Annotated in this window: 23 protein-coding genes; 11 read left to right on the top strand and 12 right to left on the bottom strand. The window is 73.2% G+C overall.

Annotation, left to right across the window (positions count from 1 at the left end; genetic code table 11):
- The first annotated feature begins 38 nt into the window (after positions 1-38).
- Positions 39-1688 carry a S41 family peptidase gene (locus LXT12_RS23655; RefSeq protein ID WP_233394766.1) on the top strand — a complete coding sequence of 550 codons (1650 nt, stop codon included), beginning with the start codon at positions 39-41 and terminating at the stop codon, positions 1686-1688.
- A gap of 7 nt (positions 1689-1695) precedes the next feature.
- Here the strand turns inward: LXT12_RS23655 and LXT12_RS23650 are convergent, their stop codons facing one another.
- The 5 genes from LXT12_RS23650 to proC form a co-directional block, all read right to left on the bottom strand.
- Positions 1696-2724: a Gfo/Idh/MocA family protein gene (locus LXT12_RS23650; RefSeq protein ID WP_233394765.1), complete on the bottom strand. Its 1029-nt coding sequence runs from the start codon at positions 2722-2724 to the stop codon at positions 1696-1698.
- Complete coding sequence (locus tag LXT12_RS23645; RefSeq protein WP_233394764.1) at positions 2714-3868, bottom strand: HPP family protein; 1155 nt, start codon at positions 3866-3868, stop codon at positions 2714-2716. Before LXT12_RS23645 ends, LXT12_RS23650 begins: the two co-directional genes overlap by 11 nt.
- 89 nt (positions 3869-3957) lie before the next feature.
- Positions 3958-4506, bottom strand: a complete 549-nt coding sequence (locus tag LXT12_RS23640) for a hypothetical protein (RefSeq protein ID WP_233394763.1) — start codon at positions 4504-4506, stop codon at positions 3958-3960.
- A gap of 87 nt (positions 4507-4593) precedes the next feature.
- Entirely contained in the window at positions 4594-5124 is a 531-nt protein-coding gene (locus LXT12_RS23635) for a chorismate--pyruvate lyase family protein (RefSeq protein WP_233394762.1), read from the bottom strand.
- The gene (gene proC / locus LXT12_RS23630) at positions 5125-5940 is read right to left on the bottom strand and encodes a pyrroline-5-carboxylate reductase (RefSeq protein WP_233394761.1); all 816 of its coding nucleotides are present in this window, start codon (positions 5938-5940) and stop codon (positions 5125-5127) included. It abuts the gene before it with no gap.
- A 77-nt stretch (positions 5941-6017) separates the two neighbouring features.
- On the opposite strand from proC, the gene LXT12_RS23625 reads away from it, so the two are divergent.
- On the top strand, positions 6018-7064 hold the full coding sequence (locus LXT12_RS23625) for an alpha/beta hydrolase (protein WP_233394760.1): 1047 nt from the start codon (positions 6018-6020) through the stop codon (positions 7062-7064).
- On the opposite strand, the gene LXT12_RS23620 is transcribed toward LXT12_RS23625, so the two are convergent.
- Positions 7065-8474: a helix-turn-helix transcriptional regulator gene (locus LXT12_RS23620; RefSeq protein WP_233394759.1), complete on the bottom strand. Its 1410-nt coding sequence runs from the start codon at positions 8472-8474 to the stop codon at positions 7065-7067. It abuts the gene before it with no gap.
- 69 nt (positions 8475-8543) lie between these two features.
- On the opposite strand from LXT12_RS23620, the gene LXT12_RS23615 reads away from it, so the two are divergent.
- Together LXT12_RS23615 and LXT12_RS23610 are read left to right on the top strand one after the other, a co-directional pair.
- Complete coding sequence (locus tag LXT12_RS23615) at positions 8544-9662, top strand: protein kinase family protein (protein ID WP_233394758.1); 1119 nt, start codon at positions 8544-8546, stop codon at positions 9660-9662.
- Positions 9659-11548, top strand: a complete 1890-nt coding sequence (locus LXT12_RS23610; RefSeq protein ID WP_233394757.1) for an alpha-amylase family glycosyl hydrolase — start codon at positions 9659-9661, stop codon at positions 11546-11548. The genes LXT12_RS23615 and LXT12_RS23610 overlap by 4 nt, the downstream gene beginning before the upstream one ends.
- Here the strand turns inward: LXT12_RS23610 and LXT12_RS23605 are convergent.
- The 3 genes from LXT12_RS23605 to LXT12_RS23595 form a co-directional block, all read right to left on the bottom strand.
- Positions 11545-13413, bottom strand: coding sequence for an ABC transporter ATP-binding protein (locus LXT12_RS23605; RefSeq protein WP_233394756.1), 1869 nt, complete (start codon positions 13411-13413; stop codon positions 11545-11547). The two genes, LXT12_RS23610 and LXT12_RS23605, sit on opposite strands and share 4 nt — an antisense overlap.
- 104 nt (positions 13414-13517) lie before the next feature.
- Complete coding sequence (locus LXT12_RS23600) at positions 13518-13793, bottom strand: DUF2164 domain-containing protein (RefSeq protein ID WP_233394755.1); 276 nt, start codon at positions 13791-13793, stop codon at positions 13518-13520.
- A gap of 3 nt (positions 13794-13796) precedes the next feature.
- A complete protein-coding gene (locus tag LXT12_RS23595; protein ID WP_233394754.1) occupies positions 13797-14213 on the bottom strand; it encodes a hypothetical protein in 417 nt (138 codons plus the stop codon).
- A gap of 191 nt (positions 14214-14404) precedes the next feature.
- Here LXT12_RS23595 and LXT12_RS23590 point away from each other — a divergent pair, with 191 nt between their 5' ends.
- From LXT12_RS23590 to LXT12_RS23575, 4 genes are read left to right on the top strand one after another with little or no spacing between them, the layout of a single operon-like run.
- Positions 14405-15166 (top strand): MipA/OmpV family protein, encoded by a 762-nt coding sequence (locus tag LXT12_RS23590; RefSeq protein WP_233394753.1) that lies wholly within the window; start codon positions 14405-14407, stop codon positions 15164-15166.
- 16 nt (positions 15167-15182) lie between these two features.
- On the top strand, positions 15183-15854 hold the full coding sequence (locus LXT12_RS23585; protein WP_233394752.1) for a response regulator transcription factor: 672 nt from the start codon (positions 15183-15185) through the stop codon (positions 15852-15854).
- Positions 15838-17193 carry a sensor histidine kinase gene (locus tag LXT12_RS23580; protein ID WP_233394751.1) on the top strand — a complete coding sequence of 452 codons (1356 nt, stop codon included), beginning with the start codon at positions 15838-15840 and terminating at the stop codon, positions 17191-17193. The genes LXT12_RS23585 and LXT12_RS23580 overlap by 17 nt, the downstream gene beginning before the upstream one ends.
- The gene (locus LXT12_RS23575; RefSeq protein ID WP_233394750.1) at positions 17190-17540 is read left to right on the top strand and encodes a DUF4405 domain-containing protein; all 351 of its coding nucleotides are present in this window, start codon (positions 17190-17192) and stop codon (positions 17538-17540) included. The genes LXT12_RS23580 and LXT12_RS23575 overlap by 4 nt, the downstream gene beginning before the upstream one ends.
- A gap of 29 nt (positions 17541-17569) precedes the next feature.
- Here LXT12_RS23575 and LXT12_RS23570 read toward each other — a convergent pair whose 3' ends face one another.
- Together LXT12_RS23570 and LXT12_RS23565 are read right to left on the bottom strand one after the other, a co-directional pair.
- On the bottom strand, positions 17570-17845 hold the full coding sequence (locus LXT12_RS23570; RefSeq protein WP_233394749.1) for a DUF2277 domain-containing protein: 276 nt from the start codon (positions 17843-17845) through the stop codon (positions 17570-17572).
- 14 nt (positions 17846-17859) lie between these two features.
- The gene (locus tag LXT12_RS23565) at positions 17860-18045 is read right to left on the bottom strand and encodes an oxidoreductase-like domain-containing protein (protein ID WP_233394748.1); all 186 of its coding nucleotides are present in this window, start codon (positions 18043-18045) and stop codon (positions 17860-17862) included.
- A gap of 85 nt (positions 18046-18130) precedes the next feature.
- Here LXT12_RS23565 and LXT12_RS23560 point away from each other — a divergent pair, with 85 nt between their 5' ends.
- From LXT12_RS23560 to LXT12_RS23550, 3 genes are all read left to right on the top strand, one after another.
- Entirely contained in the window at positions 18131-18457 is a 327-nt protein-coding gene (locus LXT12_RS23560; RefSeq protein WP_233394747.1) for a YbjQ family protein, read from the top strand.
- A gap of 3 nt (positions 18458-18460) precedes the next feature.
- Complete coding sequence (locus LXT12_RS23555; protein ID WP_233394746.1) at positions 18461-18742, top strand: hypothetical protein; 282 nt, start codon at positions 18461-18463, stop codon at positions 18740-18742.
- Between the two features lie 91 nt (positions 18743-18833).
- A complete protein-coding gene (locus tag LXT12_RS23550; RefSeq protein WP_233394745.1) occupies positions 18834-19238 on the top strand; it encodes a hypothetical protein in 405 nt (134 codons plus the stop codon).
- A gap of 6 nt (positions 19239-19244) precedes the next feature.
- Here the strand turns inward: LXT12_RS23550 and LXT12_RS23545 are convergent, their stop codons facing one another.
- Positions 19245-22883 (bottom strand): L-glutamate gamma-semialdehyde dehydrogenase, encoded by a 3639-nt coding sequence (locus LXT12_RS23545; protein ID WP_419964790.1) that lies wholly within the window; start codon positions 22881-22883, stop codon positions 19245-19247.
- Between the last annotated feature and the right edge of the window lie 76 nt (positions 22884-22959).

The raw sequence follows: 22959 nt of genomic DNA, 5'->3' as shown, positions 1-22959 counted from the left end.
CCGAGACCGCTCGATCGAACATCCAGGGAGTCATGTCGATGTCCAACCAGATCCGCGGCCGGGCCGCATGTGCCGCACTGCTGCTGAGCCTGCTGGCCGCCTGCGGCGGCGGAGGCGGCCGCGCCGGCACGCCCCTGCTCGGCGGCAACTCCACGTCGGGATCTTCCGGCTCCTCGGGCTCCTCGGGAAACTCCGGCAGCTCCACCGGCTCGGGCAGCGCCTCGGCCGACCCGGCCGGCCCCTCGGCCAGCTTCGCCCAGCAATGCGCGGCCAACAACACGATGGCCGCCGCCAACCTGCGCACCGCCACGCTGGACACCGAGAAAAAATGGCTGCGCGCCTACTTCGACGAGGCCTACCTCTGGCGCGACGAAGTGCCGCGCGTGGATCCGAGCGGCGCCGGCTACAGCGGCAGCGACGTCTACGCCGCCATGGACGCCTACTTCCAGGCCCTGAAGACGCCGCAGCTGACCGACACCGGCCACCTGCGCGACCGCTTCAGCTTCACCTACCCGACGGACAAGTGGAAGGCGCTCAGCGAGAACGCCGTCGAGGCCGGCTACGGCATCGAGTGGAAGCTGACCAACGCCACACCGCCGCGCCAGATCCGCATCGCCTACGTCGAGCCGGGAAGCCCGGCCGACCTGGCCGGCCTGCTGCGCGGCGACCAGCTCGTCAGCGTGGACGGCACCAGCGCCGACGCGCCCGACCAGGCCGGCGTCGACGTGCTCAATGCCGCGCTCTTCCCCGATGCGGCCAACTCGCCGCACAGCTTCGTCTTTACGCGCGCCAGCGGCGCGACCATCACCCGCAACCTCACCAGCGCCAGCATCACCAAGACGCCGGTGCCCGTGGCCCGCGTCGTCACGACGCCCCAGGGCCGGCGCGCCGGCTACCTGCTCTTCAACGACCACGTCGCGCCGGCGGAAGGCCAGCTCATCACGGCCATCCAGGGCTTCCAGGCCCAGGGCGTGCAGGACCTGGTGCTGGACCTGCGCTACAACGGCGGCGGCTATCTCTACATCGCCAGCGAGCTGGCCACCATGATCGCCGGCACCACGCGCACCGCCAACCAGGCCTTCGAGACGCTGAAGTACAGCGCCCTGCGCAGCGCCGACAACCGGATCACGCCCTTCTACAGCGAGTCCTGCATCCTCGTCGGCGGCAACTGCACCAACGTCCAGCCCCTGCCGACGCTGGACCTCGGGCGCGTCTACGTGCTGGCGCAGTCGGGCACCTGCTCGGCCAGCGAGGCGGTGGTCAACGGCCTGCGCGGCGTGGGGGTGGACGTCGTCCTCGTCGGCGGCAAGACCTGCGGCAAGCCCTATGGCTTCACCGCCAAGGACAACTGCGGCATCAGCTACTTCCCCATCGAGTTCGCAGGCGTCAACGCCCAGGGCTTCGGCGATTACGCCGACGGCTTCGAGCCGAGCATCACGGGCACGTCCGGCACGCGCTTCGTCAAGGGCTGCAGCGTGGGCGACGACACCGGCCATGCCCTGGGCGACCCCGCCGAGGCCATGCTGGCCACGGCCCTCGGCCATGCCGACACGGGCAGCTGCCCGGTGCTGGCGAGCGGCACGGCGGCGAACGCCCGGCCACTGGCCTCGGCCAGCGGGGAGGGCGGCGTGGCGCTCACGCTCAAGCGCAACCCGGTCCGCAGCAACCGCCTGCTGTTGCCGCGTTAGGACCGGGTCATGCCTTGTTGACGCCGCCCGGGAAGCGCGCCCGGATGGCGTCCATCCAGCCCAGCAGGGCGAGCGTCTCGGCGTGCGGCATGCGCGGGCTCTCCGGCAGCCCGGCGCGGATGCAGGCCTGGGCCTCGGCGATCTCGCCCTCGAAGCCGTTGGCGACGAAGGGGCTATCCACGCGCTGGGCCGGCGACTTGCGCGTCACCAGCTCCACCGACTCGGCCTGCCAGAAGTCCTGCACGAAGCGCAGGCCGGCCTTGCTGCCCAGGGCCTCGAAGGCGTTGATGGACGCCGCGTCGAAGCCGCAGCGGAACTGCGAGGTGACGCCGTCGGGGAAGTGCAGGGTCACGTTGACGGCCGCGTCCACGCCGGTCGGCGCGAGCTTGGCCTCGACGTCCATGGACACCGGCTCCGGGCAGGCGCCGTCGTTCATCTGCTGCAGCACCCAGCGCGTGACGGCGAGGTTGTAGATGCCGATGTCCCACAGCGCGCCGCCGGCCAGGGCCGGGTTCCACTGGCGATGCTGGGGGTCGTAGACCGAGGCGAAGCAGAAGCTCGACTGCATGGCGCGCAGCTCGCCGATGGCGCCTTCGCGAAGCCAGCGGCCGGCGAGGTCGTAGGCGGGCAGGAAGCGCGTCCACAGCGCCTCCATCAGGAAGACGCCCTGGCGCCGCGCCAAGTCCACCAGCTCGCGGGCCTCGGCCTGCGTCGTCACGAGGGGCTTCTCGCACAGCACCGGCTTGCCGGCGAGCAAGGCGGCACGGATGTATTCGCCATGGTTGGAGTGCGGCGTGGCGATGTAGACGGCGTCCACCGACGGATCGGCCAGCAGCCCGGCCAGGTCCGTCGTCACGCGCGCCGGGGCGCCGGCCTGCTGCCACTGGGCCGCGTAGGCCTGGCCCTTGGCGGCGTCGCGCGCGAACACCGCCGCGAGGCGGGCGCCGGGCACGGCGGCAAGGGCGCCGGCGAAGCGGTTGGCGATGCCGCCGGGGCCGATCACGCCCCAGTTGAAAGATGTGGGTTCATGGGCCATGGCTGAGCGCTTTCACGAGGTCGGACTGGGTGAGGATGCCGACGAGCCGGGCCTGCTCGCCGACGATGGGAAGGTGGTGGTGGCCCGTGGCCGAGAACAGCGGCACGAGCTCGGCGATGGCGCGGTCGGCGCTGGCCACGCGCACCCGGCGGCTCATGATCTGGCCGACGACTTCGGGCTTGTCGGAGTGCGTGGCGGGCGAAGGCCGCAGCAGCGCCTGCAGCCGGCCGGCCAGGCCCTCGCGCTGCTCGCCCTCGGCGGCGCGCATGAAGTCGGCCCGCGTGACGATGCCGACGATGCGCTGCACGCGGTCCACCACCGGCAGGGCCTTGATGCCGTGCCGCTGCAGCAGCGCCCAGGCCTCGGCCAGCGGCGTGCCGAACTCCACCGTGATGACGGGGGTGGACATGATGTCGGTACAGCGCAGTCCGGCCAGGCGCTTGCGGTAGCTCAGCAGCTCGGCCTCGTGCAGCAGGTCGGCCAGGTCGTCGCGCGGCACGTCCAGCACCTGGTTGTAGCGGGCCAGCACGGCGTCGAGCTCGGCGTCGCCGAAGCGCGGCGGCGCCAGCTGCGCGCCGACGATGGGCACCGGCGCCACCTGGGTGTGCGGGTAGCGGCGGCCGGTGAGGCTGTTGTAGGCCATGCCGGCCAGCACCAACAGGGCCGAGTTCAGTGCCACCGGCGCCAAGGCGAAATGCCAGTCGTGCGTGGCAGTGAGCACCATCAGCAGGCTGGCCGCGCCGCCGGGCGGGTGCAGGCAGCGCAGGGCGAACATCGCCCCGATGGCCAGAGCCACGGCGACGGCCGCCACCCACAGCGGCGGCCACGGCAGCAGATGCAGGCAGGCGATGCCCACCAGGGCCGAGACGGTGTTGCCGCCCAGCACGGCCCAGGGCTGGGCGAGCGGGCTCGCCGGCAGGCCGAAGACCAGCACGGCGCTGGCGCCGAGCGGCGCCACCAGCCAGGGCAGGCTGGGCGCCATGACGGCGTGACTGAGCGCACCCGCGAGCAGGATGCCGAGGCCGGCGCCCAGCACCACGCGCAGGCGCTCGCGCGCGTTGACGGGCTGCGGCGCGGGCCGCAGCGCATTCAGCCAGGCGGCGAAACGGTTAGGCGAGGAAGCGGCGGAGGCGGCGGTGGACATGAACGACGGCAGGGCAACGAGGCCAGGGCCGCCGATTGTGTCCGCCGCCGGCGCTCGCGCCGGTTCATGCGGGTTTCAGATGACTCGCGTCAGCCCTTGCCGAGGATGCCGTTCATCTGCGCCTTCAGGGACTGGGCCTGGGCCCGGCGCTCCTTGGTCGCGGCGCGCTGGTAGGCGGCCTCGGCCTTCTCGCGCAGGGCCACGGCGCGCTGCAGCGCCTCCTGGTAGCGCTCGACGGTGTAGGTGTTCTCGGTGCCGATGTAGACACTGCGCGCCAGCGGCGTCTCGCCAAAGCGCGGCAGCGTGACGGCAAAGCTGCAGTCGCGCACGCGGCTGCCGGCGCGCTGGCGCACGATGGGACCGGAGATGCCCGACGGCAGATCGCTCTGCTTCTTGCGGCTGGGCGTGCGCCGCAGTCGGGACGGTGCCGGCATCGTGGCGATGCGCTTGAGAAGCTCCTTGGTCGCCAGGGCCAGGGCCCGCTTGGCGCCGCTGCCGTCCTGGCTGTGGTCGGAGAAAAGCTTGGTGCCGCCGTAGCGCAGCTGCCAGCCGTGTGTCGACAAATGGTCGATCCGTTGAATGCATTGCGGAACGACGAAGCGCTCCCCGCTGAAGATCACGACCTCTCGGGTGTTCATTGACTGCCCCCATGACCGGCCCGTCTGCGCGCCGTTGCGCGACGGGTCTACTAACGCCCCTCTGTTATGGACTTAGTTTATGGGGGTTTATGGGCGCACTGCGAATTTATGACTTGTGGAAAACACTTCCATCACACGCAAGTCAGCTCCCCGACAGCTAAAAACCGAGTTGCGCGACCACAGCATCTGTGGCGACGGCGCATCACCGGTGGCAACTTCCCATTGCCGGGCGAGTTGGCGGCGCGTCACGCCATAACGTGACAGTCGCCTGGGCTGCAGCGCACTGCGGCGGATGCGCGGGTCGTCGTAGAGCATGTGGGCCAGCGGCTGGCTGCCCAGGCCGCGCAGGGCCTTCCAGGGTCCGCGCGTGGTGTGCTGGTGCACGGCCGAGCGCGCCCACACCAGCGGTTCGCCGTCCACGCGCAGGATGACCTCGCGCACGAGGGCGAGGCCGTAGTGCGGCTGGCCCAGGGCCAGGCGCTCGTGCTTGCGCAGTGGCGCGGCGCACTGGCGCAACACCTGGACCTCGAAGCGCTCGCCCAGCCGGGCGAGGCGCCGGCTCAACGACCCCGGGGCCCGCAGCCAGTCGCGCAGGCTGTTGCGGCTGGCGATGCCCACTCAGCCGCCGAACTCGCGGCCCAGCTCCGCCGCGCGCCGCTGTGCCGCCAGCACCGCACGGCGCACGGCGGCATCGACCGCGTCCGCCTGCAGCGAGCTGATGGCCGCATGCGTGGTGCCGCCCTTGCTGGTGACGCGCTCGCGCAGCGTGGCGGGCGACTCGTCGGACGCGAGGCCCAAGGCCGCCGCGCCGGCGCAGGTGGCCAGCGCCAGGCGCCGCCCCTGCTCGGGCGTCAGGCCCATGTCCACCGCCGCGGCCATCATGGCTTCGACGAAGAAGAAGAAATACGCCGGGCCCGAGCCCGACAGCGCCGTGACGGCGTCGAGGTCGTCCTCGCGCTCGACCCAGAGCGTCTGGCCCGTGGGCGCGAGCAGGCGCTCGACGGCAGCGCGCTCGGCGGCCGACACGGCGGGCCGCGCGTACAGGCCCGCGATGCCCTGGCCGATCAGGGCCGGCGTGTTGGGCATGGCGCGTACCACGCGCTCGCTGCCCGTCGCAGCCACGAGGGCATCGGTGCGGATGCCGGCCATGACGGACAGTTGCAGCGCAGCGCCCACCCAGGCCTTGAGCGGCGCGGCGGCCTCGGCGAAGAGCTGGGGCTTGACGGCCCAGACCACCGTCGTGGCGGCCGCGAGGCCGGCGTCTGCGGCGGCGAGGGCCTGCACGCCGAACTCGCCCATGAGCTTGTGGCGCTGCGGCGCATGCGGCTCGACGACGAGGAGCTGGCCGGCGGCGAACCCGGCGCGCAGCAGCCCGCCGATGATGGCGCTGGCCATGTTGCCGCCGCCGACGAAGGCGATGCGTTCTTCAGTCATGGCCGCGAGTCTAAGCGCCGCCCCCGCCGCACCGGGCGAGCAACAAAGCAGCGACATGGCCGGGCTATCGTCGCGCCATGCGCCTGCCTGCCCCTGTCCGCCGCGGCCTGCTCCTGGCCACCCTGTCCATCGCCGTCCTGTCCATTGCCGCCTGCGCCGGCGGGCCTCCCGCGACCAAGCCCTGGGCGGAGACGGCGGCGCGCGAGCTGCACCTGTCGCTGGCCAGCTTCGAGCTGCAGGGCCGCCGCGTGACGGTCACGCGCGGCGCCTTCGCCACCGGCGCGCTGCCGGTCGTCGTCTACCTGCCCGGCATCGGCCAGGAGGGCGACGCGGGCCAGCGCTGGGCCGCGGCCTGGGCCCAGGCGGGCTATGCGGTGCTGGGCGTGCAGCCGCTGGCGGAGGACGCGGCGGCCTGGCGCTCGCCGCTGGCCCGCACCGGCGAGTTCCGCGCCCTCGGCGAACTTCACTACGGCGAGGCCCTGCGAACGCAACGTCTGCAGGCCCTGCGCAGCCTCATCGCGGCCCTGAAGGCCCAGCCCGCGGTGGCGGGTGCGACGCTGGACTGGCAGCACATGGCCGTGGCCGGCTACGAGACCGGCGCGCAGACGGCCTTGGACCTCGGCGGCGACGCGAGCGGCTGGCGGCCCCAGGCCGTCATCGCGATCAGCCCGCCGCCCATGGCCTCGCCGGCCGGCGAGGCCGCGGCCCTGCTGGTTACCGGCGACAACGACGGCGACGCCCTCGGCCTCGTCACTCGGCCGGCCGAGCGGCGGCGCGCCTTCGACGGCCTGAGCCCCGGTGCCGGCTGGCTGCTCAGCCTGCCCGGCGTCTCGCATGCCGCCCTGGCCGGCACGCTGGCGCCGGAAGGCTGGCATGTGCAGGACCAGCATCGCGGCGGCGAGGCGGCGATGGGCGGCATGGGCGGCGGCCGACGCGGCGGCATGGGCGGCGAGCAGGGAGCCCACCGCCCGGCCGGCGGGGCGCCTCGGGGCCCGCGCAGCGGCAGCGCCACCGAGGCGGCCCAGGCCGACCTGCAGGACGCACTGCGCCTGTCCACAGCCTTCCTCGACGCGCGCCTGCGAGGCGCGGCCATGCCGGCCGGAGCGCTGCTGCAGGCGCGCTGATCAGGCGCCCAGCGCACGCGCCCGCAGCATCGCCTCGCGGCGGTCGCGCAGGCCGAGCTTGGCGTAGACGCGGTTGATGTGGGTCTTGACCGTCGCCTCGGAGACGAAGAGGCGGGCGGCGATCTGCGCATTGCTCCAGTCCTCGGCGATGAGCTGCAGGACCTGCCACTCGCGGGGAGTCAGGTCGAGCGGCACCGGGGCGGAGGCGGCCGGCTCGCGCCGCGGCCCCGGCAGGCGCTCGCCCAGCCGGGCCAGCGCCTGCTGCGAGGCGGCGCTGCGCCGGGGGTCGGCGCTGGCGAGCAGGGCCGGCCACAGCGGCCACAGCACCGGCGCCAGCCACAGTGCGTCGACGGTGTCGCGGGCTGGCAGTCGCCACCAGCGCGCCAGCGCCTCTCCATCGTCCGCCCGCACCAGGGCCAGGCGCGCGGCCAGGCGCTGCAGGCCCCGCTCAGCCAGCTCCTCGGCCAGACCCGCGAAACCGGCGCCGCCGGCGGGACGGCCTGCAAGGCGCGCGTGGCCGGCATCCAGCACGGCGGCCTGCAGCCGCGCCAGGCCGTGCGGTGCCTCGGGCGCAAGCACCGGCGCCTCGACCGGCCGGCCCGCGCGGGCGGCAAGGGCGCCTTCGAGCTGGCCGAGGTCGACCTGCCATTTCAGGGGCCAATACTGCTGGCGCTGCAGCTGGCGCAGGGCCGCGACCTCGGCCGCGAGACCCGGCGCGTCGGCCGCGCCCTCCAGCCAGGCCTGCCAGGCCCGGGCCAGGCGCACGCCGCGGCCTTCGCCGTCGAGCGCATGCGGCGGTGGGCCGCCGACGAGGGCGGCCCGGCCGGCGAGCTGGGCCTGCAGCCGGCGCAGGGAGTCGGCCGCGGGCAATGCCGCATGGGCGGCAGCCAACGGCGCCGCGTCAGCCAGCACCGCATCGCGCTGGGCCGCGTCGCCGAGTTCGTCATGCGCGCGGGCCAGCGCAAGCAGCGCGTCCAGCTGCAGCAGCGCGAGGCCGTCGCGATGGGCCCCGCGCAGGGCAGCCTGCAGCGGTGCGAGGGCGCGGGCCGGCCAGCCAAGTTCCAGCTGCGCCTGACCCTGCAGGCAGGCGGCCCAGGCGTGCAGCGGATGCAGCGGGTCGGCAAACCGCGCCAGTGCGCGGGCCGCATGGCCGGCGGTGGCGGCGGCATCGTCGTACATCCGCGCCGAGGCGGCCGCAAGCAGGTCGCGCAGTCCGGCATCGGCCAACGGCTCGCGGCGAAGCAGCCGGTCCGCCTCATGGGGCAGCCGCTCGACCTCGATGAGCCAGGCCGCGCGCAGCGCCGCGGGCGCCGAGGCGCCGGCAGCGCCCAGCCGCTCGCCGAGCTCGGCACGGCAAGGGCCGAACAGGGCGGTCCAGGGATGGTGATCGTCGGGGCTCAGGGTGTGCATGCTGTCCGGGCTGAATCCACCCCCCGGGTGGATGCGCCGCCCGCGGCGGCTGCCCAGAATTCTCGGGCCATGACCGACACCGCCACTCTCGACGCCCGCCGCCAGGCCGCCCAGCTCGACTTCATCGCCCGCGGCGCGCCGCTGGTGGTGGGCGACCTCGCCGCGACGCCTTTCGACCGCGAGGCGCTGGCGGCCCTCGGGCCTGACGACGCCGTGCTGCGCATCGACACCGGCCTGAGCGCCGAGGTGCTGTGCCTGCAGGCGGGCGGGCAGCGCTGGGCGCTCAAGCGCGCCTGGCCCGAGGCGCGGGTGCGCAACGCCGACGGCCGCACCGCTTTCCTCAACGAGATCCAGCGCCGCGCCGACCACCTCGCCCTCAAGCGCCGCGAGCCCGCGCGCTGGCACGGCCTCGCCGACACCGCCTGGGCCAGCTTCGGCGACGGCCTGCTGCTGTCGCCCTGGATCGACGGCGGCCCGGTGGCCGGCTGGGATGAACGCCAGCTCGGCCAGCTGCTGCGCCTGGCCTGCGACCTGTGGCTGGAGGGCCTCTTCGAATGGGACCTCAGCGAGGCCAACATCCTCGACGACGGCCGGCAGGTGCGGCTCTTCGACTTCGGCTACCAGTACCGCTTCGACCCGCTGACGCAATTCTCGAGCGCAGGCCACGGCGACGACCAGCCCCTCTTCCACCCGGCCGAACGCTTCGAGACGCGCTGCTTCAGCGCCCACCTGCTGGCCCTGGAGCGCACGGCCGGCCGCGACGCGGCCCTGGCCGCCTTCCGCCGCGAGAAGGCCGTGGCGCTGCAGGCCTACCGCCGCCTGCGCCGCGAGGCCGCCGCCCGGGGCGCGCAGGCCCACGTGCTGGCCTGGCTCGACGGCTTCATCGGCCGCTGGGCCACGGCGCTGCAGGGCGACGCCGCGGACCTCTACCTCGCCGAGGCCTGGCGCTCGCACGTGCTGGACCTCGACGACGACCTGCGCGGCCAGAGCTGCACGCCGCTGACGCTGGAACGCGCGGACTGGCTGCTGGCCGCCCTGGCCGGGCATTTCGGCGCGCTGCGCGCGGGCCAGGCCTTCTTCGGGCATGACGCCGGCCTGGACCGGGAGGCGCTGCGGCGCCGCTACGCCGCGCTCAGGCGCCAGGCCGAGGCCTTCCAACTTTCCACTCGCAAGGAGCATGGCGCATGAAGCGTCTTCGCCGCTGGATGAACACCCTGATGCTGGGCCTGGCCCTGCCGCTGGCCCAGGCCGCCACGGCCAACGCCGCCGTCGAGCGCGTGGACCCGCCGCACTGGTGGGTGGGCATGCGCGAGCCGACGCTGCAGCTCGCCCTCGAGGGCCCGGGCGTGGCCGCGCTGCAGGCCCGCATCGACCGCCCCGGCGTCAGCCTGGAGTCCACGCAACGCGGCGACAGCCCCAACTACCTCTTCCTGCAGCTGCGCATCGCGCCGGATGCGCGGCCGGGCCCGCTGTCCATTGAGCTGGCCCAGGACGGCCAGCCGCGCCAGCGCCTGGCCTACGAACTGCGCGAGCGGGCGCCGGGCTCGGCCCAGCGCCAGGGCTTCGGGCCGCGTGACGCCGTCTACCTCGTCGTGCCCGACCGCTTCGCCCGGGGCGGCAGCGCGGTGGCCCGGCCCGACCCGCGCCTGGACCTGAGCGACCGCGTCGACCGGCAGGACCCCGATGCCCGCCACGGCGGCGACCTCGAGGGCATCCGCCAGCGGCTGGACTACATCGCCGCCATGGGCTTCACCCAGCTCTGGGCCACGCCGCTCACGGAGAACGCCCAGCCGCGCTACTCCTACCACGGCTATGCCATCACCGACCACTACCGCATCGACCCGCGCTTCGGCACGCTGGACGACTACAAACGCCTGGCCGACGACGCCCGCGCGCGCGGCATCGGCCTCATCCACGACATCGTGCTCAACCACATCGGCCTGTCCCACCGCTGGGTGGCCGACCCGCCGACGCGCGGCTGGATCAACCGCGCCGCCGGCCGCGAACGCACCAACCACGCGCACATCAGCGTGCAGGACCCGCATGCCGCGGCGGCCGACCGCGACGCCTTCGTCCAGGGCTGGTTCGACGCCAGCATGCCCGACCTCGACACCCGCCAGCCGCTGCTGGCCACCTACCTCATCCAGAACACCTTGTGGTGGATCGAGGAGCTCGGCCTGACCGGCATCCGGCAGGACACCTACTCCTACGCCGACAAGGACTTCCTCGCGCGCTGGTCGGCCCGCGTGATGGCCGAGTACCCGCGCCTGGGCCTCGTCGGCGAGGAGATGAGCGACCACGCGCCCATGGTGGCCTACTGGCAGCGCGGCCAGGCCAACCACGACGGCTACCGCTCCTCGATGCCGTCGATGATGGACTTCCCGCTGCTGGCCGCGCTGCGCCGCGCCCTCGTCACGCCCGAGGGCCACCAGCAGGGCTGGTACTCGCTCTACGAGGCGCTGGGGCTGGACTTCGTCTACCCGGACGCGTCGCAGCTGATGCTCTTCCCGGACAACCACGACACCGTCCGCATGATGGCCGCGGTGAAGGGCGACGAGGCCTTGGCCCGCATGGCCTTCGCCTTCGTGGCGACCGCGCCGCGCGTGCCGCAGTTCTTCTACGGCGACGAACTGGGCTGGCGCGGCCCCGACCCGCGGCAGGACGGCGTGCTGCGCGCCGACTTCCCCGGCGGCTGGCCCGGCGACGCGGGCGACGCCGTCAGCGGACGCGGCCTCGGCGAGGAGGCGCGGCGCATGCAGGATTGGCTGCGCCGCCTGCTGAACTGGCGCAAGGGGCAGCCGCTGGTGCACGGAGGCCGGATGACGCAGTACGTGCCGCGGGACGGCGCCTACGTCTACTTCCGCCACGACCCGCTGAAGCCAGGCTGCGTGATGGTGGTGCTGCACAAGGGCAGCCAGCCGCTGGCCGTGCCGCTGGGCCGGTTCGAGGCCCTGGTCAAGCCCGGCCAGCCGGCGCGCGACGTGCTGAGCGGCCGGCGCTTCAACCTCGGCCAGGCGCTGGAGGTGGCGCCCCGCAGCGTGACCGTGCTGGAGGTTGGCGAACCCGGACCCTAGTCTTCCAAGCCCAGGAAGCCCCCGCTCTGGTGGGCCCACAGCCGCGCATAGATGCCGCCCTGGGCCAGCAGCTCGGCGTGCGAGCCCTGCTCGACGATGCGGCCGGCGTCCATGACGACGAGGCGGTCCAGGGCCGCGATGGTGGACAGGCGGTGGGCGATGGCCACCACGGTCTTGCCTTCCATCAGCGTGTAGAGCGACTGCTGGATGGCCGCCTCGACCTCGCTGTCCAGGGCACTGGTGGCCTCGTCGAGCAGCAGGATGGGGGCGTCCTTGAGCATCACGCGGGCGATGGCGATGCGCTGGCGCTGGCCGCCGCTGAGCTTGACGCCGCGCTCGCCGACATGGGCCTCCAGGCCGACGCGGCCCTTGGGGTCGGAGAGCTGGGCGATGAACTCGTCGGCATGCGCCCGTTCGGCGGCGCGCTCGAGGTCCTCGCGCGTGGCGTCGGGCCGGCCGTAGAGGATGTTGTCGGCCACCGAGCGGTGCAGCAGCGAGGTGTCCTGCGTGACCATGCCGATGTGGCGGCGCAGGCTGTCCTGCGTCACCGTGCGGATGTCCTGGCCGTCGATGAGGATGCGGCCACCGTCCTGCGGCAGGTCGTGCAAGCGCAGCAGCAGGTTGACGAGGGTGCTCTTGCCCGCGCCGCTGCGGCCGACGAGGCCGATCTTCTCGCCCGGGCGGATGGTCAGGTCCAGCCCGTCGACCACGACCTTGCCGTTGGGGTAGGCGAAGCGCAGGTTCTCGAAGCGCACTTCGCCGCGCGGCACGGCCAGCGCCTTGGCGCCCGCCGCGTCGACCACGGTCTGGGGCTTGGACAGCGTCGCCAGGCCGTCCTGCACGGTGCCGATGTGTTCGAAGAGCGAGGCCATCTCCCACATCACCCAGTGCGAGATGCCGTTCAACCGCATGGCCATGGCCGTGGCCGCGGCGACCGCACCCACGCCGATGGCGCTCACGCCCCAGAGCCACAGCGACAGCAGGGCGGTGGAGCCGACGAGCAGGGCCGACAGCAGGCTGTTCACGACCTCGAAGCCCGTCACCAGGCGCATCTGGCCGTAGGCCGTGAGCATGAAGTCCTGCATGGCCGACTTGGCGTAGGCCGCCTCGCGCCGGCCGTGGGCGAAGAGCTTGACGGTGGCGATGTTGGTGTAGGCGTCGGTGATGCGGCCGGTCATGAGGCTGCGGGCGTCGGCCTGGGCCTGGGCGATGCGGCCCAGGCGCGGCACGAAGAAGCGCAGCGCGACGAGGTAGAGCGCCAGCCAGCCGGCGAAGGGCAGCATCAGCCAGGCGTCGAAGCCGGCGACGATGGCCACCAGGGTGCCGAAGTAGACGGCCACGTAGACGAGGATGTCGACGACGATGAGCCAGGTGTCGCGCACGGCCAGGGCCGTCTGCATGACCTTGGTGGCGATGCGGCCGGCGAACTCGTCGCCGAAGAAGGCGAGGCTTTGCGCGAGCATGCGGCGGTGGAAGATCCAGCGCAGCCGCATCGGGAAATTGCCGAACACGGCCTGGTACTTGGTCAGCGCCTGCACGGCCGCGAGCGCGACGCTGACGGCGAGCACGCCGACCAGCGTCAGCACGACGGGCTGCGGCCGGGTCCACAGTTCGCCCGGCTTGAGGGTGGCCAGCCAGTCCACCAGCGAGGCCATGAGGCTGAACAGCCAGGCCTCGGCCGCGGCGATGCCGGCCGTCAACAGCATGACGGCCACCAGTTGTGGGCGCACGCCGTCGGCGCAGCGCCACAGGAAGGCGAAGAACCGGGTCGGCAGCGCCTGCACGGGGGCGCCGCCGGGGGCCTCCGGATAGGGGTCGACGAGGCGCTCGAAGCGCGAGATCAGCGGCTGGAACGGCGATGCCATACGGGGCGGGGGTCGGGGCCGGCGGGCAGGACGCGTGCCCGCGGCCGGGAAGTGTGGGCGAAAAAGAGGTTAGTGTCGCCCGACAGCGCTATCCGGGCCGAAGGTCACCGTCGCCCGCCCGCCTTGGCCTCGCGGCGGCGCCAGTACTGGAACTCGTCCTCGTGGACTTCCACGTCCACCTCGGCCACGCGCTGCGACAGCCGCTCCTGCACGGCGGCCACGGCCTGGTTGTAGACGAGGGGCGCGATCTCCTCGAGGAAGAAGCCCAGCAGGGCGCCGGCGGCGATGTTGCCCAGGCGCTGGTCCAGCTCCTGCTCGACGTAGCGCGTGAGCGACTGGATGGCCTGATCGCGCTGGGCGCGGTCGAGTTCGATGGCCATGGTTCAGCGGCTGGCGGCCGATGCGGCAGGGACGGGCACGACGACGCCGGGCGACAACGAGATTTCGTCGACCACGGTGACGCCGGTGACGAAGTGGCGCGTCTCGCCGAAGCAGGAGCCCGGCAGGCCGACCTTCTCTTCGTAGTGCAGGTTCACGCGCCGGCCCATGACCTTGTAGATGGCCTGGGCGGTGGCCTCGTCATGCACGGTGAAAACGAATTTCTCGACGGTGCTGCTGCCCGGCAGGGAGACGAGGGCCTGCTCGCCCTCCCAGGTCTTGCAGATCCAGCCCTTGCGCGAGAGCTTCTGCACCCAGCCGGCGCGCTCGCCTTCCGAATAGCTCCAGTGCCAGGCGAAGAACAGCCAGGCCGTGATGAGCAGCAGCAGGGCGACGACGGACAAGGCGAGCTTGAGGCGCATGGCGAGGTGGGAGCGAAGCCGGGGCGCGGCGATTGTGCGTCAGCCTGCTCGTCGGCGACGAGACGGCGCCGAGCCCGGCCACCCCCTTGGTCCGCTCCGCCGGGTCAACGGCAGGGCATCTCCGGTAAATCTCCGGTAAGACAGCCCGCCGCAGACTGTCCGCCGTCCCTCCTCCTTCCCTGAAATCCACCATGTTCAAGACTCCCCTGCTCGCCGCCGTCCTCGCGGCCCTGATCCCGCAGGCCGCCATGGCCGACGGCGCCCATGAAGGCGACGGCGAAGCCTCCCGCTGGGGACTGGGCCTTGCGGTCATGCCCGAGACCAAGGCCTACCGCGACTTCGACAACAAGACCGAGGTCTGGCCCATCGTCACCTTCGAGAACCGCTGGGTGCGCGTGTTCGGCCCCGGGCTGGAGGTCAAGCTCGGCCGCACCGGCCCGCTGAGCTATGGCCTGACCGTGGGCTATGCCCGAGACGGCTACAAGGCCGGCGACTCGCCCTTCCTCGCCGGCATGGACAAGCGCCAGGCCAGCGCCTGGGTCGGCGGTCGCCTCGGCCTGCAGACCGACTGGGCCTCCTTCAGCGCCGACTGGTCTGGCGACGCGAGCAGCCACAGCAAGGGCCAGAAGCTGCGCCTGGGTGTCCAGCGCCGCTTCTCGCTGGGCGACTTCGCCGTCACGCCGCGCCTCACGGCCACCTGGCTGGACGGCAAGTACGTCAACTACTATTACGGCGTGAAGGCCGACGAAGCCCGCGCGGACCGCGCGGCCTACACGCCCGGCTCCACGATCAACAGCGAACTCGCCCTGCGCCTGGACTACCGCCTCACGCCGCAACAGCTGCTGTTCGCCGACCTCGGGGTCACCTCGCTCGGCAGCGCCATCAAGCGCAGCCCGCTGGTGGACCGCAGCACCCTGCCCGAGGTGCGGCTGGGCTGGCTCTACCGCTTCTGACCGGCGCACCACCCCGATGGCCCGCGTGCTCCTCGTCGAAGACCATCCGCGCCTGGCAGCCCTGGTGCAGCGGGCGCTCGAGGCGGCCGGCATCGGCTGCGACACCGTCGAGCGCCTGGACCATGCCTGGGCCGCGCTGCAGGCCCAGCCCTACGCCGCCGCCCTCATCGACCGCGGCCTGCCCGACGGCGACGGCATGGCCCTGGTGCAGCGCCTGCGCGGCCAGCAGCAGCACCTGCCCTGCCTGCTGCTGACCGCTCGCGACGCCCTGCACGACCGCGTGACCGGGCTGGAGGCCGGCGCCGACGACTACCTCACCAAGCCCTTCCCGATGGACGAACTGGTGGCCCGCGTGCGCGCCCTGCTGCGCCGCCCGCCGGCCCAGGTGCCGCTCGATCCGGCCTTCGCCGACCTGCAGGTGCAGCCCGGCCATGGGCGCCTGGTCTGCGGCACCCAGGCCGTGGCGCTGCCGCGCACCGAACTGCAGATCCTGCTGAGCCTGGTGCAGGCGGCCGGCACGCCGGTGCGCCGCCAGGCGCTGGAGGCCGCCGCCTGGGGCGCGCAGGAGGCCGTCACGCCCAACGCCCTGGATGTGGCCCTGCACCGGCTGCGCCGCAAGCTCGAAGCCGCCGGCTCGCGCGTGCGCATCCTCAACCAGCGCGGGGTCGGCTATGCCCTGGCCGAGTAAGCCCGCCAGCCTGCAGGCCCGGCTGCTGACCGCCTACCTCGCCGCCTGGCTGGGCACGGCCGCGCTGGTGGGCGGCGGCCTGCTGATCTACCTGCGCGGCGACCCGGCGCGCTGGGCCGACCATTCCAGCGCCGAGCTGGCCTTGGAGCTGGCCGGCACGCTGGCCCGGGACGCCGAAGGCCGCCTCGCCGTGGCCCCGGCCCCCGAGCGGGTGCAGTGGCTGACGCAGGTCGCGCCGCAGGACATGGGCTACCGCGTGTTCGACGCCCGGGGCCGCGTGCTGATGTGGAGTTCCCCCATCACCGAGGCGGACTGGAGCGCCGCGCGGCTGCCGGCATCGCCCCTGGGCGGGCCCACGCACGCCGTCGTCGGCGGCCGGCCGCTGCGTCTGTGGACGCAGTCCGTCGATCTGCCCGGGGGCACCGTGTGGCTGCAGGTGGGCATGAGCGAACGCCTCGTCACCATCATCCATTCCGGCACCGCCGTCCGCATGGGCGGCACGGTGGCGATGACCATCGTTCTCTCCATCGCACTGCTCGGCCTGGCGCAGTTCTTCGTGCTGCGGCAGCTGATGCGCCCGGTGCGGCGGCTGTCGCGCGAGGCCGCGGACGTGGTCCACCAGCCCGGCCGCCGGCTCGAGGTCGCCGGCCTGCCCTCCGAATTGCAGCCCCTCGTGCTGGCCTTCAACCAGAGCCTGGCCAGCGTGGAACTCGGCTTCGAACGCCAGCTGCGCTTCCTGGCCGATGCGGCCCATGAGCTGAAGACGCCGCTGGCGCTGCTGCGCGCCCAGGTCGAGATGGGCGAGAAGCCCGCCGCGCTGCTGGAGGACATCGACCACATGACCCGCCAGGTGCAGCAACTGCTGCTGCTGGCCGAGGTGACCGAGTCCCGCAGCTACCACCCCGAACCGCTGGACGTGGCCGCCATCGTGGACGACGTGAGCCGCTTCCTGCAGCCGCTGGCGCTGCGCCACCGCGTGCTGCTGTGGACCGACACGGCCACGCCGCCGCCGGGGCTGCAGGGCGACCGGGATGCGCTGTTCGCCCTCGTCAAGAACCTCACCGAGAACGCCATCAGCTGCTCACCCGCCGGCGGCACGGTGGAAGTGACGATCTCGCCCGACGCCCTGGTCGTGCGCGACCAGGGCAGCGGCATCGCGCCGGCCCACTTCGAGCACCTCTTCAAGCGCTTCTGGCGGGCGCCCAGCCGGCGCGACCGCGGCGCCGGCCTGGGCCTGGCCATCTGCGAAGCCGTGAGCCGCGCCCACGGCTGGCGCATCACCGTGCGCAACGCCCTGCCCGGCGCCGAATTCACGCTGCACTTCAACCCCCAGCCATGACCCGCAAGCTCACCGCGCTATGCCTCCTCGTCTCCTTCATCGCCATGGCGAGCTCGGGCCTGCTGATGCTGGTGGTGGACCAGCCCTCGTTCACGCTGCGCCTGCACCCCGTGCACAAGCTCTTCGGCCTGCTGCTCGTGGGCGCCGCCGGCACCCATCTGGCGCTGAATGCACGCGCCCTGCGCCAGCACCTGCGCGATGGCCGCGTGCTGGCCGCCGGCCTCGTGCTCGCCATCGTGCTGGTGGCCGCCTACGCCACCGCCGCCCTGCACCCCCTGGACGACGCCGCGGCCCGCCAGCTCGACGAGGCCGCCGAGCGGCTGGAGGCGGGGCCAGCGGCGCGTTGAAGTGGCGTCTTGAGACGGCTCCCGCGTCCTCAGCCGCCTGGCCCGAAACGTTGCATCGAGCGCGCCCTCGCCCTGGCCGCCTCGACCTCGCGGTTCTTCGGCTCGGCCGTGGTCACCAGCGACGCGATCAGCGTTCGCGCCTCCTCGGCGATGGCCGCCACCGCATGGTCGAAGGCGGCCTGGTTGGCCTGCGAGGGCACGTTGAATCCGCTGAGCTTGCGCACGAACTGAAGCGCCGCGTCGCGGATCTCGACCTCGGTGGCGGGCGGCTCGAAGTTGAAGAGGGTGCGGATGTTGCGGCACATGGCGGGGGGGCCTTTCAGGATGCCTCGGGATGCCGCTCCCGCCACGCCCTCAGCGCGCGCCGGTAGTCGTCCATCGCCAGGTCGTACAGGTCGAAGATGCAGGGGTCGCAGCCGTTGCCGCAGCAGGCGTCGAGGTCGGGCTGCGGGGGCGGCTGGGGCATGGGGTCGGGGTCGGGGTTAGGGTTGGGGTCGGCGCTCATCGCGGTGAATTGTCGGGCGCCGTCCCTAACGGCTTCCTAACGCCCACAGACCTAGGATGGTGTCACCCATCCACAGGAGAACAGCGTGCTCATCACCACCACGGAAAACCTCGCCGGCCACCGCGTCGCCGAGGTCAGGGGCCAGGTCTTCGGCGTCGTCGTGCGCAGCCGCGGCCTGGCCGGCAACATCATGGCCGGGCTGCGCTCCCTCGTCGGCGGCGAGATCACGGAGTACACCCAGCTGTTGGAGGAGGCCCGCCGCCACGCCATCGACCGCATGGTCAAGAACGCCAACCTGATGGGCGCCAACGCCGTGGTGATGATGCGCTTCGACTCGTCCGAGATGGGCCAGACCATGAGCGAGATCGTCGCCTACGGCACGGCCGTGGTGGTCGAGCGGCTGCCGGCCTGAGCCATGCTGCGCACCGTGCTGTTCGTGGTGTCCCTCGCGGCCTGTGCCATCAGCGCCGCCGCCACGCTCGCCGGCCGGCACGATCTGCTGCCGCTGGTCTTCTGGAGCGGCGGCATGGCCCTGGCGGTGCTGCTGGAGCGCTGGCGCTACCGCCACCGCACCGCCGCGGCCGAGGGGCCATGGGAGGCGACCGGGGAGCGCTTCGTCGACCCGGAGTCGGGGCAGGCCATGCAGGTGCTCTACAACCCGCGCACCGGCGAGCGGCGGTATGAGGCCGCGCCTTGAGGCCTCGGCCCGGGCTCGCGGCAAGCGTTCCTGACGAGGTTTACATCTGGCCACGAGGCGGGTGCGCCGGCCTGCGCTAGCCTCGGCGGCCATGAACGCCCGAGCCCTCCTGGCCCTCCTGCCCCTGCCGGCCCTGGCGCTGCTGCTGATGGCCGGCTGCGCCACGGCGCCCGTACCGGCTCCCGCGCCGACGCCCGCGCCGGCGTCACCCCCGGCCCCGGCGGCGCGGCCCGCGGCCTCGGCCGCCGACCTGGCCCGCCGCGCCGAGTTCGACGCGGCGCTGAACCGCTGGCACGGCGCCTCGCTCACCGAGCTGCAGGCCAAGCTGGGCAAGCCGACCGCGGTAACGCGCGGCAATGCCGGCCGCACGACCTATGCCTTCACCCGCACGACGACCGACCCGGCGAGCGGCCTCAACCGCTTCAGCTGCACCGTGCGCTATGTCGTGGACGACAAGACGCGGGTGGTGCAGTCCCACCAGATCGAGGGCTGCTGAACGCGCTCAGTGCACTCCCGCCAGCAGCGCCGCGTTGCCGCCCGCCGCGGCGGTGTTGACCGTGAGGGTCTGCTCGGCCGCGAAGCGGTAGAGCTGGCGCACGTGGCCGGCCGCGACCACCAGGGGCAGGATGGCGCCGGGCCGCGCGGCCAGCGCCTGGGCCAGCCGGTGGGCGGCGGCGGCATCCGATGAGGCGAGGGCCATGCCGGCCAGTTGCGGCGCGGCCAGCAGGCCCGGCAAGGTGGCGTCGGGCAGCAGGGTGAGGGCATCGCCCGGCAGGCCGGCGTGCAGCAGGGCCTGGCGGTGCTGCTCGGAGCCGCCCAGCCAGATCACGCTGTTGCCGGCGAGCAGGGCGCTCACCGCCGCGGCCAGGCCGGCTTCGGCGCGGCCGAGCACGGCGAAGACGCCGCGGGCATGGTGGCGCAGCGTGTTGCTCTCGCCGGTGGGGCCGGGCAGGGCGATGTCGGCGAACAGGGTCTGCGCGGCGGTGAAGAGGCTGCGCAGCGCCAGTGCGGTGGGCGCGTCGAGGGTGTCGGCGGCGCGGCGCAGCGTGGCGATGCGGCCAGCCAGCGGGGTGTCGCGCCAGCCGGCGTCGGCGGCGACGGCCAGCGGCTGGGCGTCGCCGTCCAGCGGCAGCGGCGGCGCGGGCGCGTCGATGACGGGTTCGGCGCAGAAGCGGCGCAGATAGTCGGGCCCGCCGGCCTTGGGGCCGGTGCCCGACAGGCCCTCGCCGCCGAAGGGCTGCACGCCCACCACCGCGCCGATGATGTTGCGGTTGACGTAGACGTTGCCGATGCGGGCCTCGTCGGCCAGGCGCTGGGCGCGGCTGTCGATGCGGGTCTGGATGCCCAGGGTGAGGCCGTAGCCGAGGGCGTTGATGTCGCGGATGACTTCGTCGACCGAGTCCTGGAAGCGCACCACGTGCAGCACCGGGCCGAAGATCTCCTCGCGCAGGTGCTGCACGCCGGGCAGCTCGAAGGCCACGGGGCGGATCTGGCGTGGCAGGGCCTCGGCCACGGGCGCCTCGGCGATGAGGCGGGCCTCGCGCTTGAGGCGCTCGACGTGGCGGGCGATGTGGGCATGGGCCTCGTCGTCGATGACGGGGCCGACGTCGGTGGCGAGGTTGGCCGGATCACCGACGTGCAACTGCTGCAGCGCGCCCTTGAGCATCTCGATGACGCCGTCGGCGACGCTGTCCTGCACGCACAGCAGGCGCAGGGCCGAGCAGCGCTGGCCGGCGGAGCGGAAGGCGCTCTGCACGACGGCGTCGATGACCTGCTCGGGCAGGGCGGTGGAGTCCACCACCATGGCGTTCAGGCCGCCGGTCTCGGCGATCAGCGGGATCGGCAGAACTGGAGCCCCCACGTCGGCGGGTACGCCTCCTGCCCCCCGAGGGGGCTCACCCGTCCTCGGGAACGGCCCAGTGGACGGGTGCGGCTTCGCGGCCAGGGCCTTGTGGATGAGCTGCGCGACCGCGGTGGAGCCGGTGAAGCACACGCCCGCCGTGTGTCCGTGGGCCACCAGCGCCGCGCCGATGGTCTCGCCCGGGCCGTGGAGCAGGGCCAGCGCGGCTGGCGGCACGCCGGCCTCGTGCAGCAGGGCCACCATGCGTTGCGCAACCGCGGGCGTCTGCTCGGCCGGCTTGGCCGCTACAGTGTTGCCGGCCACCAGGGCCGCCACCACCTGGCCCGAGAAGATGGCCAGCGGGAAGTTCCACGGGCTGATGCAGACGAAGACGCCGCGGCCCTGCATGAGGGCGGGGTCCTGCTCGGCGATGTCGGCGTAGTAACGCAGGAAGTCGACGGCCTCGCGGACCTCGGCGACGCAGTCGGCCTGGGTCTTGAAGGCTTCCTTCACGAGCAGGGCGCAGAACTCCGGCAGGCGGGCGTCGAGGGCGTCGGCCGCGCGCCGCAGGATGGCGGCGCGCCGCACGACGGGCGTGCCGTTCCAGGCCGGGAAGGCGGCGTGCAGCCGCGCCATGGCGGCGTCCACGTCGGCGGCCGTGGCCTCGGGCACGGCGGGCACGGCCGTGGCTTCCAGCGCCGCCTGCAGGGGCTGGCGCTGGGCCGGCGCGGTGAGGTCGGCGCCGGAGGAGTTGAGCCGGCCGCGGCCCTGCTCGTCCAGGTAGAGGGCCGGCGGCAGGGGCAGGGCGCTGGCGTCGCGCACCTCGGCCAGCGGCGAGCCGAGCAGCTCGGGCACCTGCACGCTGGGGTCGGCCAGCTGATGCACGAAGGAGGAGTTGGCGCCGTTCTCCAGCAGCCGGCGCACGAGGTAGGCCAGCAGGTCGCGGTGCTCGCCGACGGGGGCGTAGACGCGGCAGGGGATGCTGCCGTCCTTCAGCGCCTCGCGATACACCCCTTCGCCCATGCCGTGGAGGCGCTGCATCTCGAACGGCGCCCCGGCCGCGCGCGCCATCTGCACGATGGCCGCGATGGTGCCGGCGTTGTGGCTGGCGAACTGGGGGTAGATGACGTCGGCGTGCTGGATGAGGGCACGGGCGCAGGCCAGGTAGGAGACGTCGGTGTGCTGCTTGTGCGTGAACACCGGGTAGTGGGGCAGGCCCAGCTCCTGGGCGCGCTTGATCTCGCCGTCCCAGTAGGCGCCCTTCACCAGCCGCACCATGAAGCGCAGGCGGTGGCGGCGGGCGATGTCGGCCACCTCGTCGATGACGGCCAGGGCCCGCGTCTGGTAGGCCTGCACCGCCAGGCCGAAGCCGCGCCACTGCGGGTGGATGAGGGCGATGCGCGCGGCCAGGGTGTCCAGCACGTCGAGCGACAGCTCCAGGCGGTCGACCTCCTCGGCGTCGATGGTGAGGTTGATGTTGGCCGCCGCCGCCAGGCCGATCAGCTCCCACACGCGGGGCAGCAGCTCGGCGAAGACGCGTTCGCGCTGCAGCACCTCGTAGCGGCTGAACAGGGCGCTGAGCTTGATGGAGATGCCGTCGGAGGCCTCGGGGCTCTCGGCGCGGCGGCCGGCGGCGATGGCCTGGATGGCCGAGACATAGGCGGCGTGGTAGCGGCGGGCGTCGTCCTCGGTGCGGGCGCCCTCGCCGAGCATGTCGTAGCTGAAGCGCAGATTGGCCTGCTGCCTGCGCGCGGCGTCCGCCTCGGCCATGGCTTCGCCGATGTTGCGGCCCAGCACGAACTGCCGGCCCAGCAGCTGGATGGCGCGCACCGTGGCGGCCACCACGGTCTGCGCGCCCAGGCGCTTGAACAGGCCGCCCTCGTCCTCGGCCCCGGGCAGGAAGCGCTTGGACAGCGAGATGGCCGAGGCCGACAGGGCGGCCAGCATCTTGTGCGGGCTGCCGGCGCTGGCCCCGTCGAAGTCGGCACGGCCGAGCTGGTCGGCCGTCAGCGCGATGGCGGTGGGCGCGTCCGGCACGCGCAGCAGGGCCTCGGCCAGGCGCATCAGGGCCAGGCCCTCGGCGCTGGTGATGGGGTATTCGCGCAGCAGCGATTCCATGGCCCAGAACGGCGCCGGGTTGCGCCGCACCTGTTCCACCCAGGGCGCGGCCATGGCGACGACGCCGGGCCAGTCGAGCGCGCCCTCCACGCGGGCGGCCAGCGCCTGCACCACGCCGGCCTCGGGCCGGTAGGGATCGGGCAGGCGCGGCTGTTCGGGCGGTGCGGTGAACGGCGTGGACATGGGGCTCTCCTGGTGAGAACAGGCACTTTATCGAGGAGCTACTTGGATTAAATTCCAAGGATTACCGCGATGACCG

Origin of the sequence: Pelomonas caseinilytica (assembly GCF_021353235.1) — a bacterium.
Taxonomy (GTDB): Bacteria; Pseudomonadota; Gammaproteobacteria; order Burkholderiales; family Burkholderiaceae_C; genus Pelomonas; species Pelomonas caseinilytica.
The sequence above is the reverse complement of the archived record's forward strand: the minus strand, read 5'-3'. Positions and strand labels throughout refer to the sequence as shown.